General features: G+C 63.0%; 14 protein-coding genes, 2 tRNA genes and 2 rRNA genes. 10 read left to right on the top strand and 8 right to left on the bottom strand.

The features are described from left to right. Positions 1-4: 4 nt before the first annotated feature. The 5 genes from SFB74_RS29580 (at position 5) to SFB74_RS29600 (ending at position 5,115) form a co-directional block, all read left to right on the top strand. A complete protein-coding gene (locus SFB74_RS29580; RefSeq protein ID WP_432727973.1) occupies positions 5-868 on the top strand; it encodes a creatininase family protein in 864 nt (287 codons plus the stop codon). Positions 869-936: 68 nt separating this feature from the next. After that, the gene (locus SFB74_RS29585; protein ID WP_432727974.1) at positions 937-1,920 is read left to right on the top strand and encodes an ABC transporter substrate-binding protein; all 984 of its coding nucleotides are present in this window, start codon (positions 937-939) and stop codon (positions 1,918-1,920) included. A 160-nt stretch (positions 1,921-2,080) separates the two neighbouring features. Then, on the top strand, positions 2,081-2,917 hold the full coding sequence (locus SFB74_RS29590) for an ABC transporter ATP-binding protein (protein ID WP_093206002.1): 837 nt from the start codon (positions 2,081-2,083) through the stop codon (positions 2,915-2,917). After that, positions 2,914-3,723, top strand: a complete 810-nt coding sequence (locus tag SFB74_RS29595) for an ABC transporter permease (protein WP_432727975.1) — start codon at positions 2,914-2,916, stop codon at positions 3,721-3,723. Before SFB74_RS29590 ends, SFB74_RS29595 begins: the two co-directional genes overlap by 4 nt. 9 nt (positions 3,724-3,732) lie before the next feature. After that, the gene (locus tag SFB74_RS29600) at positions 3,733-5,115 is read left to right on the top strand and encodes an FAD-binding oxidoreductase (RefSeq protein WP_432727976.1); all 1,383 of its coding nucleotides are present in this window, start codon (positions 3,733-3,735) and stop codon (positions 5,113-5,115) included. Positions 5,116-5,118: 3 nt separating this feature from the next. On the opposite strand, the gene lnt is transcribed toward SFB74_RS29600, so the two are convergent. The 4 genes from lnt to SFB74_RS29620 all read right to left on the bottom strand — a co-directional run bounded on the left by lnt (position 5,119) and on the right by SFB74_RS29620 (position 8,992). Next, on the bottom strand, positions 5,119-6,684 hold the full coding sequence (lnt, locus tag SFB74_RS29605; RefSeq protein WP_432727977.1) for an apolipoprotein N-acyltransferase: 1,566 nt from the start codon (positions 6,682-6,684) through the stop codon (positions 5,119-5,121). Continuing rightward, positions 6,684-7,562, bottom strand: coding sequence for an HlyC/CorC family transporter (locus SFB74_RS29610; protein ID WP_126023798.1), 879 nt, complete (start codon positions 7,560-7,562; stop codon positions 6,684-6,686). The genes lnt and SFB74_RS29610 overlap by 1 nt, the downstream gene beginning before the upstream one ends. Before the next feature lie 118 nt (positions 7,563-7,680). After that, positions 7,681-8,409: a GNAT family N-acetyltransferase gene (locus tag SFB74_RS29615; protein WP_125949617.1), complete on the bottom strand. Its 729-nt coding sequence runs from the start codon at positions 8,407-8,409 to the stop codon at positions 7,681-7,683. Positions 8,410-8,518: 109 nt separating this feature from the next. Then, positions 8,519-8,992 carry an Lrp/AsnC family transcriptional regulator gene (locus tag SFB74_RS29620; RefSeq protein WP_093206014.1) on the bottom strand — a complete coding sequence of 158 codons (474 nt, stop codon included), beginning with the start codon at positions 8,990-8,992 and terminating at the stop codon, positions 8,519-8,521. A gap of 154 nt (positions 8,993-9,146) precedes the next feature. On the opposite strand from SFB74_RS29620, the gene hppD reads away from it, so the two are divergent. The 5 genes from hppD to SFB74_RS29645 all read left to right on the top strand — a co-directional run bounded on the left by hppD (position 9,147) and on the right by SFB74_RS29645 (position 14,776). Next, the gene (gene hppD, locus SFB74_RS29625; protein ID WP_432727978.1) at positions 9,147-10,274 is read left to right on the top strand and encodes a 4-hydroxyphenylpyruvate dioxygenase; all 1,128 of its coding nucleotides are present in this window, start codon (positions 9,147-9,149) and stop codon (positions 10,272-10,274) included. 36 nt (positions 10,275-10,310) lie between these two features. Continuing rightward, complete coding sequence (locus SFB74_RS29630; RefSeq protein WP_432727979.1) at positions 10,311-11,117, top strand: transporter substrate-binding domain-containing protein; 807 nt, start codon at positions 10,311-10,313, stop codon at positions 11,115-11,117. Positions 11,118-11,143: 26 nt separating this feature from the next. Then, positions 11,144-12,019 (top strand): phenylalanine 4-monooxygenase, encoded by an 876-nt coding sequence (gene phhA / locus SFB74_RS29635; RefSeq protein WP_432727980.1) that lies wholly within the window; start codon positions 11,144-11,146, stop codon positions 12,017-12,019. Between the two features lie 123 nt (positions 12,020-12,142). Then, on the top strand, positions 12,143-13,840 hold the full coding sequence (locus SFB74_RS29640) for an AMP-binding protein (RefSeq protein ID WP_432727981.1): 1,698 nt from the start codon (positions 12,143-12,145) through the stop codon (positions 13,838-13,840). A gap of 3 nt (positions 13,841-13,843) precedes the next feature. Further along, complete coding sequence (locus tag SFB74_RS29645) at positions 13,844-14,776, top strand: MBL fold metallo-hydrolase (RefSeq protein WP_432727982.1); 933 nt, start codon at positions 13,844-13,846, stop codon at positions 14,774-14,776. Positions 14,777-14,862: 86 nt separating this feature from the next. On the opposite strand, the gene rrf is transcribed toward SFB74_RS29645, so the two are convergent. The 4 genes from rrf to SFB74_RS29665 all read right to left on the bottom strand — a co-directional run bounded on the left by rrf (position 14,863) and on the right by SFB74_RS29665 (position 18,472). Beyond that, positions 14,863-14,975 (bottom strand): 5S ribosomal RNA (gene rrf / locus SFB74_RS29650). A gap of 126 nt (positions 14,976-15,101) precedes the next feature. Then, positions 15,102-17,972 (bottom strand): 23S ribosomal RNA (locus SFB74_RS29655). Between the two features lie 317 nt (positions 17,973-18,289). Beyond that, positions 18,290-18,365, bottom strand: a tRNA-Ala gene (locus tag SFB74_RS29660). Positions 18,366-18,395: 30 nt separating this feature from the next. Continuing rightward, positions 18,396-18,472, bottom strand: a tRNA-Ile gene (locus SFB74_RS29665). Positions 18,473-18,482: the final 10 nt, after the last annotated feature.

The following is an 18,482-nucleotide window of genomic DNA, read 5'->3' on the forward strand; positions in this document are numbered from 1 at the left end:
TCCCATGCTCCACGGCTACATCCCGCCCCACCGCTTCCTGCCCTACCTGAGCTGGACCGAGATCGCCGCGCTGCCCGATCGCGAGAACACCGTCATCGTGCTGCCCTGCGGCGCCATCGAGCAGCACGGCCCGCACCTGCCGTGCTCGGTCGACAGCGTGATCTGCTCGGGCGTGATGGGCAAGGCGCTCGAGAAGCTGCCCGCCGAGGTGCGCGCCTTCGCGTTGCCGACCATCACCTACGGCAAGTCGGAAGAGCACCTGCACTTCCCGGGCACCATGACGCTCACGGGCACCACGCTGCTGTCGACCGTGATCGAGATCGGCGAGTCGGTCTACCGCTCGGGCTTTCGCAAGCTGTTGTTCGCCAACGGCCACGGCGGACAGCCGCAAGTGCTGGAGATGGCGGCGCGCGAACTGCGCCTGCGCCACGGTGACTTCGTGATCGTGCCGCACGGCGTGTCGCGCCTGCCCAGCGCTGCGAGCAAGCAGGTGAGCGAACAGGAAAAGAAGCTCGCGATGCACGCAGGCCACTCCGAGACGGCGCTGATGCTCGCGCTGGCGCCCGAGACGGTGCACATGGAGCACGCGGTCGCCAACTTTCCGCCGCCCTTCCCGATCAAGCTGCTGTCGGCCGATGGTCGTCCGGCCTGCGCATGGACCTCGCGCGACTTCGGCCCGAGCGGGGTGATCGGCGATCCGACCACCGCCACGCGCGAGCAGGGCGAAGCCATCCTCGACACGCTCTCCGACAGCTGGGTGCAGGCGCTGACCGAGCTGCACGCGCTGCGCTGGGTGGTGCGCGAGGAAGCCACCTGGGAGCGCGGGCACCAGCAGGGCTTCGTGCAGCAGAGCTTCGAGCCGGCCTGAGCCCGCTTCTTGCAACGGCCGATTCACCTTTTTCTTCTTCAACTCCCCTGCCACGAGAGGTCCCCACCATGCGCTCCTTCGCACTGTCCATCGCCGGCGCCGCCGCCGTCGCATTCCTCGCTGCCGCGCCCGCGCAGGCCGAGGACAAGTTCACCTACATGACCAACTGGTACGCGCAGGCCGAGCACGGCGGCTTCTACCAGGCCGTGGCGCAGGGCATCTACAAGAAGTACGGCCTCGACGTGACCATCAAGATGGGCGGCCCGCAGGTCAACATCACGCAGATGATGGCCGCCGGCCAGGCCGACTGCATCATGGGTTCGAGCGACATCCAGATGATGCAGGTGCGCGAAGGCGGCGTGCCTGTGGTCAACGTGGCGGCCTTCTTCCAGAAGGACCCGCAGGTGCTGATCGCGCACGAGGACGTGAAGAAGTTCGAGGACCTCAAGGGCAAGACGCTGCTGATCGGCGCCCAGGCGCAGCGCGGCTACTGGCCCTGGCTGAAGGCCAAGTTCGGCTTCACCGACGAGCAGACGCGGCCCTACACCTTCAACATCCAGCCCTTCGTCGCCGACAAGAACGCGGCGCAGCAGGGCTACCTGACCTCCGAGCCCTACGCCATCCAGAAGGCCGGCGTGAAGAGCACCGTGCTGATGTTCAGCGACCACGGCTTCCCGGCCTACGCGACCACAGTGTCGTGCATGGAGAAGACCGTGAAGGACCGCAGCAAGCAGGTCGCAGCCTTCGTGAAGGCCTCGGCCGAAGGCTGGAAGAGCTACCTCGCCGACCCGGCGCCCGCCAATGCCCTCATCAAGAAGGACAACCCCAACATGACCGACGACCAGCTGGCCTACAGCGTGGCCAAGCTCAAGGAGATGGGAATGATCACCGGCGGCGACGCGGCCAAGCTCGGCATCGGCGTGATGACGGATGCGCGCGCCAAGGCGAGCTACGACTTCCTGGTGAGCGCGAAGTTGCTCGACCCGTCGAAGGTGGAGCTGGCCAAGACCTACACGACCGATTTCGTCAAGGATGCGAAGGTCATTCCTTGATGCTCGCCCCCAGGCTGCGCGCACTTCGTGTCGCTTCGCCAACCCCCTACCGGGGGCAACACCTGCGGCCCGGCAAAGCCGGTTCCGCGGTGTTTCACGAAGAGGCCGCGACGCGCCATTGCGCATTTCTCACGCAGCTACGTATCGGAGAACTCAGATTGTGAATCGCATCGACCCTCACACGCTGGCGCCCCCGCCTGAACTCGCGCCCGCCGTGCCGGCAGTGGAAGTGCTCTCGGCCGAGAAGACGTACCCCAATGGCACGCAGGCGCTGCTGCCGGTGGACCTGTCCATCGCCGAGGGCGAATTCGTCACCCTGCTCGGCCCCTCGGGCTGCGGCAAGAGCACGCTGCTGAAGATGGTGGCGGGCATGCTCGAGCCCAGCGACGGCCGCCTGCTGGTGTGGCGCAGGCCGGTGGCGCAGCTGCACGACTGCCCGCACAAGATGTCCTTCGTGTTCCAGTCGCCCACGCTGATGCCGTGGGCCAGCGTTCGCACCAACGTGCGGCTGCCGCTGGACCTGGCCGGCGTGCCGCGCAAGGAGGCCGATGCGCGGGTGATGGAATCGCTCGCGCTCGTGGGGCTCGAGAAGTTCGCCGACGCGCTGCCGCGCGCTCTCTCGGGCGGCATGCAGATGCGCGTGTCGATCGCGCGCGGCCTCGTCACGCAGCCCGACCTGCTGCTGATGGACGAGCCCTTCGGCGCGCTCGACGAGATCACGCGCCACAAGCTCGACGCCGACCTGCTGGAGCTGTGGCGCAAGAAGAAGCTCACGGTGATCTTCGTGACGCACTCGATCCACGAGGCTGTGTTCCTGTCGAGCCGGGTGGTGATGATGGCCGCGCGACCGGGCCGCGTGGTGGAGGAATTCCGCATCGACGAGCCCTATCCGCGCAGCGCGGACTTCATGGTCACGCCAGAGTTCGCGCGCCACGCCAAGCGGCTGCAGGACAGCCTGCTGCGCGCCAGCAGCACCGACGAGGAGGCCGCACGATGACCGCCAAGGCCGTTCCCCTGCTGGGCCAGCCGCGCGTGCAGCGCGTGCTCTACCCCGTGCTGATCGGGGTGGTGCTGATCGCGTTGTGGCAATGGATGGTGGTGGCCATGGAACTGCCGCCCTACCTGGTGCCCTCGCCCTACCTGATGGTGCAGACGCTGGTGACCGACTGGGCGCCGCTGGGCAATGCGCTGCTGGTCACGCTGAAGATCACGGTGCTGTCGTTCCTGCTCGCTACGGTCGCGGGCGTGCTGATCTCGTTCCTGTTCGTGCAGAGCAAGCGCATCGAGACCGCGCTCTTCCCGTACGCGGTGCTGCTGCAGGTGACGCCGATCGTGGCGGTGGCGCCGCTCATCATCATCTGGGTGAAGAACCCGGTGGCGGCGATGACGGTGTGCGCGGCGCTGGTGGCGCTGTTCCCCATCATCAGCAACACCACGCTGGGCCTGCGCAGCATCGACCCCGACCTGCAGAGCTACTTCAAGCTCAACCGTGCCACGCGCTGGCAGCAGCTGGTGCGGCTGCGCATTCCGAGCGCGCTGCCGTACTTCTTCGGCGGGCTGCGCATCTCCAGCGGCCTCGCGCTGATCGGCGCGGTGGTGGCTGAATTCGTCGCGGGCACCGGCGGCTCGGGTGCGGGGCTGGCCTACCAGATCCTGCAGGCGGGCTTCCAGCTGAACATTCCGCGCATGTTCGCGGCGCTGCTGCTCATCTCGCTCACCGGTGTCGCGCTCTTCGTGCTGATGGCCTGGCTCACGAAGCTGGCGCTGGGCTCCTGGCATGCGAGCGAACTTTCCCAGGATTGAACCTTGACCATGAATGCTCCCGTTTCCGCCATCGAGCAGTTGCTGCTCGAACTGCCAGACCTCGACTGGATCACCGACGAAAGCCGCGTCACCCGGCTGTCCTCCGACTTCTCGTGGTTCAGCCCGGTGCTCGTGCGCCAGCTGAAGGACAAGCGCGCCGACGTCGTCGTGCGCCCGCGAACCGAGGAAGAGATCCGCGCGGTAGTCGGCGCCTGCGCGCGCCGCTGCGTGCCGATCACCATCCGCGGCAGCGGCACCGGCAACTACGGACAGACCACGCCGCTGGCCGGCGGCGTGGTGCTCGACATGACGGGCTACAACAGCTGCCTCTGGGTGCGCCCAGGCGTGGCGCGCGCGCAGGCGGGCATCCGGCTCGGCGAACTCGAGAAGCAGACGAAGCCCACGGGGCAGGAGCTGCGCTGCGTGCCCTCCACCTACCGCAGCGCGACGCTGGGCGGCCTCTTCGGCGGCGGCTTCGGCGGCGTGGGCTCCATCAACTACGGGCCGCTGGGAGCGCCGGGCAACGTGATCGGCATTCGCGCGATGACCATCGAGGCCGAGCCGCAGGTGGTCGAACTGCGCGGTGCCGAGGCGATGCGCATGCACCACCTGTGGGGCACCAACGGCCTCGTGCTGGAGCTGGAGATCGCGCTGGCACCCGCGCATCCATGGCTCGAGACGCTGGTGACCTTCGGCGACTTCGAGAGCGCGCTGAACTTCGCCGACAAGCTCGCGCACGCGCCGGGCATCGTGAAGCGCGGCGTCACCTTCTTCGCGGCGCCGATCTCCGACCATCTGGCGCAACTAGCCGCGCACCTGCCGAAGGGCTGCCACACGGTGCTGTCACTGGTGGCCGAGTCGTGCGAGAGCGCGATGCTGCAGCTGGTGGAAGCGCATAGCGGCACCGTGAGCTACCGCAAGACGGCTGAAGAGGTACAGAAGAGCAACCGCACGCTGATGGAATTCACCTGGAACCACACGACGCTGCATGCGCTGAAGATCGACCCGAACCTGACCTACCTGCAGAGCGGCTTCATTCCCGGCAGGCACGTCGAGCAGGTCATCGAGATGGAGAGGCTGCTGGGCGGTGAGAACGGCGAGGTGATGATGCACATCGAGTTCCTGCGCAACGTGGCCGGCCTCATGACCTGCAGCGGGCTGCAGCTCGTGCGCTTCAGCACCGAGGAACGGCTGCAGGAGATCATGCGCATCCATCGCGAGCACAACGTGCACATCAACAACCCGCACGTGAACATCGTGGAAGACGGCAAGGCCGGCGGGCCGTTGCCGCCGGAAGTCATCGAGGTGAAGAAGCGCTTCGACCCGCTGGGCCTGCTGAACCCGGGCAAGCTGCGCGACTGGCCGGTGAAGGCCCTGCCCGCGGCAGCCTGAGGCTCAGCGACTGCGGCGGCCTTGTACCCAGGCCATCGCCACGATGGCCATGGCCAGCAGCCACAACGGCCAGAGGCCGAAGGGCGCCACCCAGCGCGCAAAGGGCGTGAGGCCGCGCCGGCCTTCCACGCTGGCTTCGAGCACGCCGCGCGTGAGGCGCGGCAGTTCGTGCGTCACGCGGCCCTGGGCGTCGATCACGACGGTCGCGCCGGTGTTGGTGGAGCGCACCATCGGCCGGGCGAATTCGAGCGCGCGCATGCGCGAGATCGACAGGTGCTCGTCGATGGCGACGGTGTCGCCGAACCACGCGATGTTGCTCACGTTGAGCAGGATGGTGGGCGCCGTGGCCTCGTCGCGGAAGTTCGCGCCGATCTCGTCGCCGAACAAGTCCTCATAGCAGATGTTCGGCGCGATGCGCTGGCCCTGCCAGACGAAGGGCGCCTGCGCGAGCCCGCCGCGCGCGAAGTCGCCGAGCGGAATGTTCATCATCTGGATGAACCAGCGAAAGCCCAGCGGAATGAATTCGCCGAAAGGCACCAGGTGGTGCTTGCTGTAGACGTAGGGCTGCGCGTCGCCGGGGCGGAAGCCGAGCACCGCGTTGCTGTAAGTGCCTTGCCCTCCCAGCGGCAGGCCGACGACGGCGGCCTGGTTGCCCTGGCTGTAGCGCGCCTTGATCGCTTCCAGATAGCCGGCCGGCAACTGCACGGGCAGCAGCGGCAGGGCGGTTTCGGGCGTGACGACGAGCGAAGCCTTTGCATCGCGCAGCTGTTCGCCGTACCAGCGCAGCGCGGTCTCGATGCCGCCGCCGGGAATGAATTTCTCGTCCTGCGGGATGTTGCCCTGCAAGAGTGCGACGCTCAGGCTGCCGGTCGCGCCTTTCGCGCCCTGCACGTCGTCACGGAGCGCGGGCACGAGGTTCGGCACCGCGAACGCCAGCGCGATCAGCACCACGCCCTGCACGGCTTGCGCGATGCGAAGCGGGCGACGCAGTGCGACCAGCGCAACGGTCAACGCGGCCGCCGCGCCGATGCCGTACACGCCCACCCACGGCGCCAGCGCTGCAAGCGGCCCCTCGACGTGCGCATAGCCGCCGGCACCCCATGGAAAGCCGGTGAACCAGCTGCCGCGCACGAGCTCTGCCAGCGTCCACAGCGCGGCGAAAACCAATGCGCCCGTCACGCGCCCCGCCGGCCCGCGCACCACGAACCATGCGGCTGCGACGGCGTAGTACAGGCCCAGGGCGGCGGCGAGCGCCAGTACGGCGATGGCCGCCAGTGGCGCCGGCAGGCCGCCGTAGGTGTGCATCGAGATGAAGAGCCACCAGAAGCTGCCCGTGAGCCAGGCGGTGGAGAACAGCCAGCCGTGCAGCCCGGCGCGGCGCCAGCCGGCGCCTTGGGCGCGCAGTCCGTCGAGCAGCCACACGAGCGCGCCGAGCGACAGCAGCTGCAGCCACCACAGCGGCTTGCCGCCGGCAGGCGATGCCATCGAGAGCGCCTGCGCCAGCCCGGCGGCAATGAAGCCGAGCGGGCGGAACAGGGAAGCGAGGGAGGAAGCCGGCGCGCGAGCCATCAGTCGGCCGCGTCGCCGCCGCGTGCCGGGGACACCTTGAACCAGCGCACCGCGCCGCCCTTGGTGTGCAGCACGACGAAGTCGAAACCGCCGATCGCGTGGTGCTCGCCGCGCTTGGGCACGTGGCCCATCTCGTGCGCGATCAGGCCGCCGATGGTGTCGAAGTCTTCGCTGAGCTGTTCTTCGTCGAACACGATGCCGAAGGCTTCGGCGACGCGCTCGATGGGCGTGTCGCCCGAGACGCGGTAGGTGTGGTCGGCGAGGCCGAAGATGTCACCCTCGTCCTCGGCGATGTCGAACTCGTCCTCGATCTCGCCGACGATCTGCTCGAGCACGTCCTCGATGGTGATGAGGCCCGCCACGCGGCCGAACTCGTCGATGACGATGGCCAGGTGGTTGCGGTTGCCGCGGAACTCGCGCAGCAGGTCGTTCAGGCCCTTGCTCTCGGGAACGAAGGTGGCCGGGCGCAGCAGCGCGCGGATGTTCAGGCCCGGCGCGCGCTGCAGCTTGAGCAGGTCCTTCGCGAGCAGGATGCCGATGATGTTTTCCTTCTCGCCCTCGTACACCGGAAAGCGCGAGTGCGCGGTGTCGATGACCAGGTGCAGCAGCGCGTCGAAGGGCGCGTCGATGTTCACCAGGTCCATGCGCGGCGCGGCGACCATCACATCGCCGGCGGTCATGTCGGCCATGCGCAGCACGCCTTCGAGCATCACGCGCGACTCCGCGCCGATCACCTCGTTGTCCTCGGCATCTGCCAGGGTTTCGATCAGCTCGTCGCGCGAATCAGGGCCGGGGTGGATGAATTCGGCGAGTTTCTGGAGAAAGCTGCGCTTGTCTTCCCGTTCGACGGGAGCGCGTTCAGGGTGAGGTTCGGCCACTGCGGGAGGGCGGAGTTGAGGAGGGACAAGGATACCGGATTGCGTGTGACACGCTCTACCGGGCCCTCCCCGGGGGCAGGAACGGAAGCGGCCGCAGGGGCTGCGGGGGCCGCGAGGCTCAGGGCGCCGACTTCTTCCGGGCGTCGCGCATGCCGCTGCGCACTTCCTGCAGGCTGGCCAGGAAGGCCCAGAACTGCTTGGCGCGGCTCTTGAGCGCGAAGTCGACCGCGGCGTAGTGCTCCAGTGCGATCTCGCTCATGCGGCTGTCGAAGGTGGCGCTGGGCAGCTCGAGGTGGGCCTCGGCTTCCGAGCCGCTGCGCACCACGGTAGCGCCGGCGTTGCGGGCGATCTTCAGCATGGCGGCGTTCTCGCTCAGCGCATGGATGAAGAGCATGCCGACGCCTTCGTTGCGCGCCACGACCACTGCGCGCTCGAACAGGCGGGCGCCGTAGCCGCGTCCGCGGGCGTGGGCCGAGACGGAAACGCCGAACTCGGCGCAGTCGCTGTGCTGGTCGCCGGGAGCGAAGGCCAGGTGAGCCATCGCGATCAGGTCGAGGCGGCGGTTGTAGATGCCGAAGAGCTCGTCGCGCTCGAAGTCGAGGCCGTCGACGTAGCGCTGGATCTGCTCGTCGGCCGCCGCGTAGCCGAAGCGCAGGTAGCGGTCGTGCGGGGTGAGGTCGAGCAGGTGGCGGGCGATGCGCTCGCGTTCGCGGGGGCCGATCGAACGGATCGGCACCATCACCGGTTGAGGCGCGCTGACTGCGCGTGGTTGCGCCTCGACCATCGGCGCTTTCAGGAAAGAGCCAATGCCGAGAGACGCTTTGAGAAGGGTCTTGGCGGTAAGCATGGCTCCAATGTAAGGGTTTTCACCTAAACAACAAGTTCACAAGGTTAATCCGGAGACACATTCGTGACCCCTTACCAGAACGTGTGGCGCTCACGCAACCAAAATGTGGCTAGACAGGCACAGCTGTTGTGGCCTTGACACGGTCGAGCACGAAGCTGGTCTTGCAGTCCTCGACGCTAGGGTGCTTGAGCAGGGTGTCCATGATGAAGCGGCTGTAGTGGGCCATGTCGGCCACCACCACGCGCAGCAGGTAATCCATGTCGCCGGTGAGGGCGGCGCATTCGACGACCTCGGGCCACGTCTGTACGCTGGCGCGGAACAGGTCCATGGGGTTGCGCTTGTGGGTCTCGGTGTGCTTTTCGAGCCGCACGTTGAGATATGCGGTCAGCCCCAGGCCGATGGCTTCGGGCTGGACCAGGGCCACGTAGCGGTCGATCACGCGGTGCTCCTCCAGCCGCTTGACCCGGCGCAGCACGGCGCTGGGCGACAGGCTCACCTGCTCGGCGATCTGGTCGTAGGTGGCGCGGCCGTCTGCTTGCAGCGTGCGCAAAATGAGCCGATCAATCTTGTCCAGTGCTTCCATTTCGCCATTCTTGCAGTTTTACTGCGCCATAGCCACCACAAGCGCCCGGAAACGCAGAAAACCTGAGAGGCATCCACCCTACATTGCATGACCGGCCGATTTCGCGCCCTGTTCATTCAATCCAATCAATCCCCACCTCTACCGGAGACCGCACATGAGCCAAGCCGACGCACCCGCCTTCACGCCCTGGGAGAACCCCATGGGCACCGACGGCTTCGAATTCATCGAGTACGCGGCACCCGATCCGATCGCCATGGGCAAGGTGTTCGAGCGCATGGGCTTCAAGGCCGTGGCCAAGCACCGCCACAAGAACGTGCTGCTTTATCGCCAGGGCACGATCAACTTCATCCTGAATGCGGAGCCCGACTCCTTCGCGCAGAAATTCGCCCGCGAGCACGGCCCGAGCGTGTGCGCCATTGCCTTCCGCGTGCAGGATGCCAAGCAGGCCTACGAACGCGCCACAGCACTGGGCGCCTGGGGCTTCGCCGACAAGGCCGGCCCCGGAGAGCTGAACATTCCCGCCATCAAGGGCATCGGCGACAGCCTGATCTACCTGGTGGACCGCTGGCCCGGCAAGAACGGGGCGAAGCCCGGCGACATCGGCAACATCGGCTTCTACGACGTCGACTTCGAGGCACTGCCCGGCGTGACCCCGGAACAGGCGCTTTCGCCGTTCGGCAACGGCCTGACCTACATCGACCACCTGACGCACAACGTGTACCGCGGCCGGATGAACGTCTGGGCCGGCTTCTACGAGAAGCTCTTCAATTTCCGCGAGATCAAGTACTTCGACATCGAAGGCCAGGTGACGGGCGTGAAGAGCAAGGCCATGACCAGCCCTTGCGGCAAGATCCGCATTCCGATCAACGAGGAAGGCAAGGAGCAGGCGGGCCAGATCCAGGAATACCTGGACATGTACAAGGGCGAGGGCATCCAGCACATCGCCATGGGCTCGGACGACCTGTACTCGACCGTCGACGCGCTGCGCGCCAACGGCGTGACGCTGCTGGACACCATCGACACCTACTACGAGCTGGTCGACAAGCGCATCCCGGGCCACGGCGAAAGCGTGGAAGCGCTGCACAAGCGCAAGATCCTGATCGACGGCAAGAAGGACGCCCTGCTGCTGCAGATCTTCAGCGAGAACCAGCTGGGCCCGATCTTCTTCGAGTTCATCCAGCGCAAGGGCGACGACGGCTTCGGCAACGGCAACTTCAAGGCGCTGTTCGAGAGCATCGAGCTTGACCAGATGCGCCGCGGCGTGCTGAGCGCCGCAAAATAAGGGCCCTTCCCTTATTTACCTGCTTCTGGAGAACGCATGCGCAGCTGTACGCCTTCGATCGGTCTGACCTTCATCGCGGCGGCTGCCGCCGTTCTTTCGGGTTGCGCCATGGCGCCGGCAGCCACGCCGGCGGCGGGCGCCTCGCACCTGGACGCGGTGCAGAAGGCGGCGGTGCTGCGCATCTGCACGCCGGGCGACTACAAGCCCTTCAGCTTCCAGAAGCCCGACGGTGCCTTCGAGGGCATCGACGTCGACCTGATGACCGGCTTCAGCGCCAGCCTCGGCGCGAAGCCCGAGTGGGTCAAGACCACCTGGGCCAACCTGCTGCCCGACCTGGCCGCCGGCAAGTGCGACATCGCCGTGGGCGGCGTGTCGGTCACCACCGATCGGCAGAAGCGCGCCTTCTTCAGCGCGCCCTACATGGTCAACGGCAAGACGCCCATCGCGCGCTGCGCGGACGTGGCCAAGTACCAGAGCGTGGCGGCCATCGACAAGCCGTCGGTGCGCGTCATCTTCAACCCGGGCGGCAGCAACGAGCGCTTCGCCCGCGCCAACTTCAAGCAGGCCAAGCTCACGCTGCACGGCGAGAACGTGACGATCTTCGACGAGATCCTCGCCAACCGCGCCGACGTGTTCGTCACCGAGGCGGCCGAGGCCATCACGCAGCAGAAGCTCAAGCCGGGCCTGTGCGCGGTCAACCCCGACAAGCCGCTGCAGTACGGCGAAATGGCGTGGATGCTGCCGCGCGACGACGTGGCATTCAAGTCGTACGTCGACCAGTGGCTGCACCTGCAGCAGGCCGGCGGCGACTTCCAGCGGACGATGGACCGCTGGCTCAAGTAACTCTTCTTTCCCGAGATCGTTTTTTCATGGACTCCCCCGCCGCCGCAGTTGTCACTCCCGCCGTCTACGGCGCCTCGGACCGCCCGCCGCGCGGCGACTACTCGCGCGGCGGCGCGGTGCTGGCCGACTACACCTGCCCACAGGACTGGGCCAGCTACACGCCGGCCGACCACGACACGTACCGCCGACTCTACGAGCGGCAGGTGGCGCAACTGCCGGGGCTGGCCTGCGATGCCTTCATCAAGGCGCTGCCGTCGCTGGGCGTGAAGGACCGCATCCCGCGCTTCGACGAGCTCAACGAACGGCTGCACCGCGCGACGGGCTGGGAGATCGTGGCAGTGCCGGGGCTGATTCCGGAGCTGCCGTTCTTCACGCTGCTCGCGAACCGCAAGTTTCCGGTGACGGACTGGATCCGCAAGCCTGAGGAGTTCGACTACATCGTCGAGCCCGACGTGTTCCACGACCTGTTCGGCCACGTGCCGATGCTGTTCGACCCGACGTTTGCCGACTACGTGCAGCGCTACGGCCAGGGCGGCATCAAGGCGCATGAGCTGGGCGCGGGCGAGAAGCTCGCGCGGCTCTACTGGTACACGGTGGAGTTCGGGCTGATTCGCCAGCCCGATGGCCTGCGTGCCTATGGCGCCGGCATCCTCAGTTCGGTGGGCGAGCTCAGGCACGCGGTGCTCAGCGACGAGCCGCGCAGGCTGCCGCTGGACCTGCTGCGCACCATGCGCACGCGCTACAAGATCGACACCTACCAGGCCAACTACTTCGTGATCGACAGCTTCAGGCAGCTGTTCGATTTGACGGAGCCCGACTTCACGCCGCTGTACGAGTCGCTGGAGGTCGCGACCGACATCGAGGCCGGGGTGCTGCTGCCGGGCGAGTCCGGCAAGGCCTGAAACTTCGAAGGGTTGTTCGCGCGCGAGCTATCGCGCGCGCGACAGCACGCGCCCTTCCCCTAGGACAAGCCCGCTGGTCGCGAAGGCACAGTGCCTTCCACAATCCGCGCCAAAGGAGCTTGCATGCAGACCACATCTTCCGCGCGACAGAACTATCCGGCCGGTGTGCCGCACGAGATTCATCCGGAGCAGTACCGCTCGCTGCCCCAGATGTTCGACGAGGCCTTCGCCCGCTATGCGGACCGGCCGTTTTCGGTCTGCATGGAGCGCTGGATGTCCTATGGCGAGCTCGACACGCTCTCGAAGGCGCTGGGTGCCTGGCTGCAGTCGCGCGGGCTCGAACCCGGTGCACGGGTGGCGATCATGCTGCCCAACATTCCTCAGTTCGCGGTCACCATGTGCGGCGTGCTGCGCGCGGGGTACACCTGCGTCAACGTGAATCCGCTGTACACGGCGCGTGAGCTCGAGCACCAGCTGAAGGACTCCGGCGCGACGGCCATCGTCATTCTCGAGAACTTCGCGTCCACGCTCGAGAAGGTGATCGAGCGCACGCCGGTGAAGCACGTGGTCATGACCTCGATGGGCGACCTGCTCGGCGGCTTGTACGGCGCATGGATCACGGTGGCCGTACGGCACCTCGCGAAGCTGGTGCCTGCCTACAAACTGCCGCTGAGCGACGGGCGCACCGTGACGCCGTTCAGCCAGGCGATTGCCGAGGGGCGTGGCCGTACGCTGGGGCCTGACCAGAGCACGCTCGATTCGATTGCCTTCCTGCAGTACACAGGCGGCACGACCGGCTTGTCGAAGGGGGCGGTGCTGACCCACCGGAACATCGTCGCGGCCACCCTGCAGGCAGAGGCCTGGTTCACGCCGGCGCTGTCGCGGGCCGGGGATCTGGCAAAGGTCAACAGCATTGCGGCGCTGCCGCTGTATCACATCTTCGCGCTGACGCTGTGCCTGCTGGTGATCCGCCAGGGGTCGCGCATGACGCTGATTCCGAACCCGCGGGATTTCAACAAGTTCATTGCGGTGCTGAAGAAGCGGCCCTTCCATATGCTGCCCGCGGTGAACACCTTGTTCAATGCGCTGCTGATGCATCCGGACTTCAAGTCGATCGATTTTTCGACGCTGTTCGTCTCGCAGGCGGGTGGCATGGCGGCCTCGGAAGGCACGGCACGCAAATGGTTCGAGGCCACCGGCTGCCCGATGATCGAAGGCTGGGGCATGAGCGAGACCTGTGCGATCGGGACGAACAATCCGGTGTCGAACACCGAGTTCACCGGCACGATCGGACTGCCGCTGCCCAGCATCGAGATCGCGGTTAAGGATGACGAAGGGAATTCACTGCCCGTCGGTCAGGCCGGGGAGCTCTGCATCAAGGGGCCGAACGTGATGAACGGTTATTACAACCAGCCGGCCGAGACTGCGGCGGCGTTCACGGCCGACGGGTTCATGCGCACCGGCGACATCGCGGTGATGCAGGAGGACGGCTACAGCCGCATCGTCGATCGCAAGAAGGACATGATCCTGGTGAGCGGCTTCAATGTGTTCCCGAACGAACTCGAGAACGTGATTTCGCTGTGCCCGGGCGTGGTGGAGTGCGCGGCGGTGGGCGTGCCGGACGAGAAGCAGGGTGAGGCCATCAAGGTTTTCGTGGTCCGCAGGGACCCGGCGCTGACCGAGGACGCGGTGCTGCAGTATTGCCATTCGCAGCTCACGGGTTACAAGCGGCCGAAGCACATCGAGTTCAGGGAATCGCTGCCGAAGACCAATGTCGGGAAGATCCTGCGACGTGAGCTTCGTGTCAACGCGGGCGCCTGAACGATGAGTCATTCGTCGGCGAGCGCCGGGCTGCCGGCGAATGTCGTCGTTTTCGAGCGAGGCTGGCTTTCCTCGAACAATGTGCTTTTCGTTGGGGAGGGAGAGACGGCCGTTGTCGATACGGGGTATGCGACGCATGCGGAGCAGACACTGGCCCTCGTTGAGTCGGTACTCGACAACAGGCCGCTCGATCGCATCCTGAATACGCACCTGCACAGCGATCACTGCGGTGGGAATGCGGCATTGCAGGCACGTTATCCGTCAGTTCGCACGGACATACCGCCAGGCGAGGCTGCTTTCGTCGAAAGCTGGGATCAGCAAGGCTTGAGCTTCCTGGCGACGGGGCAAACCTGCCCGCGATTCGGCTTCACCGGGTTGTTGCGACCAGGGAGCGAGTGCATGCTTGGGGACAAGCCTTGGCAGGTGCACGCCGCGCCAGGGCACGATCCTCATTCGGTCATTCTGTTCGAGCCTGAAACCCGGACGTTGATTTCGGCGGATGCTCTTTGGGAGAACGGATTCGGCATTGCGTTTCCCGAGTTGGCGGGGGAGCCTTCATTCGACGAGGTGGGAGCGACCTTGGACCTGATCGCGGAGCTTGCGCCGCGGCAGGTGATTCCGGGGCATGGAGCCGTGTTCGATGACGTCGATGCAGCTTTGTCTGTTGCACATCGACGCCTCGATAGCTTGCAGCGCGATCCGGTCAAGCATGCGCGGCATGCCATCAAGGTGCTGATGAAGTTCAAGCTGCTGGAAGTGCAGTCGATCTCCATTGCAGATTGGGAAGCCTGGCTGCGAGGCACTGCTTATCTGGATGCAATTCGGTCGCGCTTTTTCGGCGATATTGAGCTGACTCGACTGACCGGAGACATCTTGTCGGAGCTAGTGGCGTCGGGCGCGGCGGAGTTGGATAGCTCAGGCGTGCGCAACCTTTAGCTGGTTTTCTGTTTCTGTTCTGTTTTCAGCTCTGCAAAGCAAAAACCCCCAGCCGGTATACGACTGGGGGTTTCTGGGCTGTAAGAGCCTGACGATGACCTACTTTCACACGGGAACCCGCACTATCATCGGCGCTGAGTCGTTTCACTGTCCTGTTCGGGATGGGAAGGAGTGGGACCAACTCGCTATGGTCATCAGGCATAAAGGGTTGTCTGACTGATCACGCGATCAATCAAACGAATTCATAGAGTTTGGAATCAGTTTTCTGAATTGTTTTGAATGCGTCAACTTGGCATAACACCTTGATCTGACTGATCAAAGTTATAGGGTCAAGCCGCACGAGCAATTAGTATCAGTTAGCTTAACGCATTACTGCGCTTCCACACCTGACCTATCAACGTCCTGGTCTTGAACGACTCTTCAGGGGGCTCAAGGCCCCGGCAGATCTCATCTTGAAACGAGTTTCCCGCTTAGATGCTTTCAGCGGTTATCTCTTCCACACTTAGCTACTCGGCAATGCCACTGGCGTGACAACCGATACACCAGAGGTGTGTCCACTCCGGTCCTCTCGTACTAGGAGCAGGCTTCCTCAAATCTGCAGCGCCCACGGAAGATAGGGACCAAACTGTCTCACGACGTTTTAAACCCAGCTCACGTACCTCTTTAAATGGCGAACAGCCATACCCTTGGGACCGGCTACAGCCCCAGGATGAGATGAGCCGACATCGAGGTGCCAAACACCGCCGTCGATATGAACTCTTGGGCGGTATCAGCCTGTTATCCCCAGAGTACCTTTTATCCGTTGAGCGATGGCCCTTCCATACAGAACCACCGGATCACTATGTCCTGCTTTCGCATCTGCTCGACTTGTCAGTCTCGCAGTTAAGCACGCTTATGCCATTGCACTATCGTCACGATGTCCGACCGTAACTAGCGTACCTTCGAACTCCTCCGTTACGCTTTGGGAGGAGACCGCCCCAGTCAAACTGCCTACCATGCACTGTCCCCGATCCAGATAATGGACCTAGGTTAGAACCTCAAACACACCAGGGTGGTATTTCAACGTTGGCTCCACAAGATCTAGCGACCCTGCTTCAAAGCCTCCCACCTATCCTACACAGATCTGTTCAAAGTCCAATACAAAGCTACAGTAAAGGTTCATGGGGTCTTTCCGTCTTTCCGCGGGGAGATTGCATCATCACAAACATTTCAACTTCGCTGAGTCTCAGGAGGAGACAGTGTGGCCATCGTTACGCCATTCGTGCAGGTCGGAACTTACCCGACAAGGAATTTCGCTACCTTAGGACCGTTATAGTTACGGCCGCCGTTTACTGGGACTTCAATCAAGAGCTTGCACCCCATCATTTAATCTTCCAGCACCGGGCAGGCGTCACACCCTATACGTCCACTTTCGTGTTTGCAGAGTGCTGTGTTTTTAATAAACAGTCGCAGCCACCGATTTTTTGCAACCCGTTCATGCTCCGCTGCTCGCTTCACACTAATAGGGCACACCTTCTTCCGAAGTTACGGTGTCAATTTGCCGAGTTCCTTCTCCTGAGTTCTCTCAAGCGCCTTAGAATACTCATCTCGCGCACCAGTGTCGGTTTGCGGTACGGTCGTTGTTAGCTGAAGCTTAGTGGCTTTTCCTGGAACCTCGTTCAATCACTTCACCAGCAAGCTGGCTCGATCGATGGCCTCGGTATATGTGCACCGGATTTGCCTAATGCACGCCTACATCCATCTAAACCGGGATATCCAACACCCGGATGACCTATTAAGATCCGTCCCCACATCGCACTAACAATCGGTACAGGAATATTGACCTGTTTCCCATCAGCTACGCATCTCTGCCTCGCCTTAGGGGCCGACTCACTCTACGCCGATGAACGTTGCGTAGAAAACCTTGCGCTTACGGCGAGGGGGCTTTTCACCCCCTTTAACGCTACTCATGTCAGCATTCGCACTTCTGATACCTCCAGCACGCTTTACAACGCACCTTCACAGGCTTACAGAACGCTCTCCTACCACTTGCAATAAATTGCAAATCCGCAGCTTCGGTAACTGGCTTAGCCCCGTTACATCTTCCGCGCAGGACGACTCGATCAGTGAGCTATTACGCTTTCTTTAAATGATGGCTGCTTCTAAGCCAACATCCTGACTGTTTTAGCCTTCCCACTTCGTTTCCCACTTAGCCAATTTTAGGGACCTTAGCTGGCGGTCTGGGTTGTTTCCCTCTTGAGTCCGGACGTTAGCACCCGGTGCTCTGTCTCCCAAGCTGTACTCTTCGGTATTCGGAGTTTGCCTTGGTTTGGTAAGTCGCCATGACCCCCTAGCCAAAACAGTGCTCTACCCCCGAAGGTAATACTTGAGGCACTACCTAAATAGTTTTCGGAGAGAACCAGCTATTTCCAAGTTTGTTTAGCCTTTCACCCCTATCCACAGCTCATCCGCTAGTTTTGCAACACTAGTCGGTTCGGACCTCCAGTACCTGTTACGGCACCTTCATCCTGGCCATGGATAGATCACTTGGTTTCGGGTCTACACCCAGCGACTGATCGCCCTATTCGGACTCGATTTCTCTACGGCTTCCCTATTCGGTTAACCTTGCCACTGAATGTAAGTCGCTGACCCATTATACAAAAGGTACGCAGTCACCCTTGCGGGCTCCTACTTTTTGTAAGCACGCGGTTTCAGGATCTATTTCACTCCCCTCCCGGGGTTCTTTTCGCCTTTCCCTCACGGTACTAGTTCACTATCGGTCAATGATGAGTATTTAGCCTTGGAGGATGGTCCCCCCATATTCAGACAGGATTTCTCGTGTCCCGCCCTACTTGTCGTTAGCTCAGTACCACACAGGTCATTTCACGTACGGGGCTATCACCCGCTATGGCCAGCCTTTCCAAGCTGTTCCGTTATGTCTTGTGCTATCACTAACAGGCTTCTCCGATTTCGCTCGCCACTACTTTCGGAATCTCGGTTGATGTCTTTTCCTCGAGCTACTGAGATGTTTCAGTTCACCCGGTTCGCCTCGTTACCCTATGTATTCAGATAACGATACCTTTCGGTGGGTTTCCCCATTCGGAAATCTCCGGATCAAAGCTAATTTGCCAGCTCCCCGAAGCTTATCGCAGGCTATCACGTCCTTCGTCGCCTATCATTGCCAAGGCATCCACCACGTGCTCTTATTCACTTGACCCTATAACTTTGACGTTTCCTCACGGAAACCAAAGTCAATCAAGGAATTGCCAGGTCTTTCACCTAGCGCGTTATGCCGTCTTCAAAAATCGATTTGATTCGAAATTGAAGTTTCTTTTGACGCAATCAAAAATTCTATGTTGCTGATGGCACGGTCTGCACTAAACCTTTACGAATGTGCAGTTTCCATCAGCAACGCTGATTCGACTCTATGAATTTTTAAAGAACAGCCGATTGATCAAGAGATCCTGATCAACAACAAAGAAGCCTCATGCTTTCGCAAGAAGCTGCTTTGGTGTTGAATAAGCATCGAGTTGTTGGTGGAGGATGACGGGATCGAACCGACGACCCCCTGCTTGCAAAGCAGGTGCTCTCCCAGCTGAGCTAATCCCCCTCAAACTCTCACACGAGATATCAGAAGATTTGGTGGGTCTAGTTGGGCTCGAACCAACGACCCCCGCCTTATCAAGACGGTGCTCTAACCAGCTGAGCTACAGACCCATTCGCCAAT

It is taken from the genome of Variovorax xiamenensis, assembly GCF_050916385.1.
Lineage (GTDB): Bacteria > Pseudomonadota > Gammaproteobacteria > Burkholderiales > Burkholderiaceae_C > Variovorax.

Bases quoted from the DNA above. Each gene is read 5' to 3' on its own strand.
- SFB74_RS29595 (WP_432727975.1), top strand. From the start codon at position 2,914: ATGACCGCCAAGGCCGTTCCCCTGCTGGGCCAGCCGCGCGTGCAGCGC.
- SFB74_RS29630 (WP_432727979.1), top strand. From the start codon at position 10,311: ATGCGCAGCTGTACGCCTTCGATCGGTCTGACCTTCATCGCGGCGGCT.
- SFB74_RS29640 (WP_432727981.1), top strand. From the start codon at position 12,143: ATGCAGACCACATCTTCCGCGCGACAGAACTATCCGGCCGGTGTGCCG.
- phhA (WP_432727980.1), top strand. From the start codon at position 11,144: ATGGACTCCCCCGCCGCCGCAGTTGTCACTCCCGCCGTCTACGGCGCC.
- SFB74_RS29600 (WP_432727976.1), top strand. From the start codon at position 3,733: ATGAATGCTCCCGTTTCCGCCATCGAGCAGTTGCTGCTCGAACTGCCA.
- SFB74_RS29645 (WP_432727982.1), top strand. From the start codon at position 13,844: ATGAGTCATTCGTCGGCGAGCGCCGGGCTGCCGGCGAATGTCGTCGTT.
- hppD (WP_432727978.1), top strand. From the start codon at position 9,147: ATGAGCCAAGCCGACGCACCCGCCTTCACGCCCTGGGAGAACCCCATG.
- lnt (WP_432727977.1), bottom strand. From the start codon at position 6,684: ATGGCTCGCGCGCCGGCTTCCTCCCTCGCTTCCCTGTTCCGCCCGCTC.
- SFB74_RS29585 (WP_432727974.1), top strand. From the start codon at position 937: ATGCGCTCCTTCGCACTGTCCATCGCCGGCGCCGCCGCCGTCGCATTC.
- SFB74_RS29620 (WP_093206014.1), bottom strand. From the start codon at position 8,992: ATGGAAGCACTGGACAAGATTGATCGGCTCATTTTGCGCACGCTGCAA.
- SFB74_RS29615 (WP_125949617.1), bottom strand. From the start codon at position 8,409: ATGCTTACCGCCAAGACCCTTCTCAAAGCGTCTCTCGGCATTGGCTCT.
- SFB74_RS29580 (WP_432727973.1), top strand. From the start codon at position 5: ATGCTCCACGGCTACATCCCGCCCCACCGCTTCCTGCCCTACCTGAGC.